The organism is Rhodobacter sp. P2_H5, from assembly GCF_056403335.1.
This window is the reverse complement of the sequence record NZ_JBFUFS010000079.1, coordinates 1-975: the sequence shown is the minus strand read 5'-3', so window position 1 is coordinate 975 and position 975 is coordinate 1. Positions and strand designations below refer to the sequence as shown.

Sequence of the window (975 nt, the reverse complement as noted above, 5' to 3'; positions counted from 1 at the left end):
GCCCGGAATCCCAACGGGCTGACGCTTGATCTGTCCGGCTCGCCTTAGCCGAGTTCTACTTCTTTTTGCGCCCTGCTGAGACTTCCGCATCGCCCTTGAACGATATTTCATAATTATAGCTTAACTGGGATATCACGGAAAAATCGTCTTTTGGCTATATTGACGAAATATCGCCGACAGACTATCAGTTTGGTATGGAAAAGCCCCTCACCCATTCCATACGTAGCCTCCGGCACGCGGCAGCAGCCCTTCGCGCCCGCAGGCGTGCCCAGGGGATGACCCAGAAGCAACTCGCTGAAACGACGGGTACTGCCCAATCCACCATCTCGGATATTGAGACGGGCGTCGTTTCGGTCAGCCTCGACGTCTATCTGCGCCTTCTCGAAGCCCTCGGTGCTGAGTTGACCGTGACCGGGCGCATGCCTGATCAGGATGCGAACTGACATGGCACGCTTGGCACGCAGGCGGGCCGGCATCCGGCGTAGCAAGACTGCAGTCTGGTATGAACGGACACGGGTCGGCACGCTGATCAGGGCTACCGATGGCGGYGTTGCCTTTTCCTACGATCCAGCCTGGCTGGCCTCGGACTTGGCTTTCCCCGTCGCCAGTGTGCTGCCGCTGACCCAAGGAGACTGGAAAGGCGATCCGGTGATTGCCGCTTTCGACAACCTGCTGCCCGATGCCGAAGGAGAGTTGCGCGAAAAGATCGCGGCGCGAGTCGGCGCCGAAGGCAAAGATGTCTTCTCCCTTCTGTCTGCGCTTGGGCGGGACTGTGTGGGGGCGTTGCAATTCTTGCCCTTGGAGGAAGAACCCGCGGCCCAAGATATGGATTATCGCCAGATTTCCGAAGAGGAGATGGTCGCCGATCTTAAGAACCTTGCCGCCGCACCCTTGGCACTCGGGGATGACGAGGATTTCCGGATCTCCATCGCCGGGGCACAGGAAAAAACCGCCTACCTTCGCATTGGCGACCAT

The 975-nt window shown here is 58.7% G+C and carries 2 protein-coding genes; both read left to right on the top strand.

Features of this window, described 5'->3' with window-relative positions; all coding sequences use genetic code 11:
- The first annotated feature begins 194 nt into the window (after positions 1-194).
- Entirely contained in the window at positions 195-443 is a 249-nt protein-coding gene (locus tag AC1DVR_RS23580) for a helix-turn-helix domain-containing protein (protein ID WP_478003059.1), read from the top strand.
- A 1-nt stretch (position 444) separates the two neighbouring features.
- Positions 445-975, top strand: a 531-nt coding sequence (locus tag AC1DVR_RS23575) for a HipA N-terminal domain-containing protein (protein ID WP_478003058.1), incomplete at its 3' end; no start/stop codon positions are given.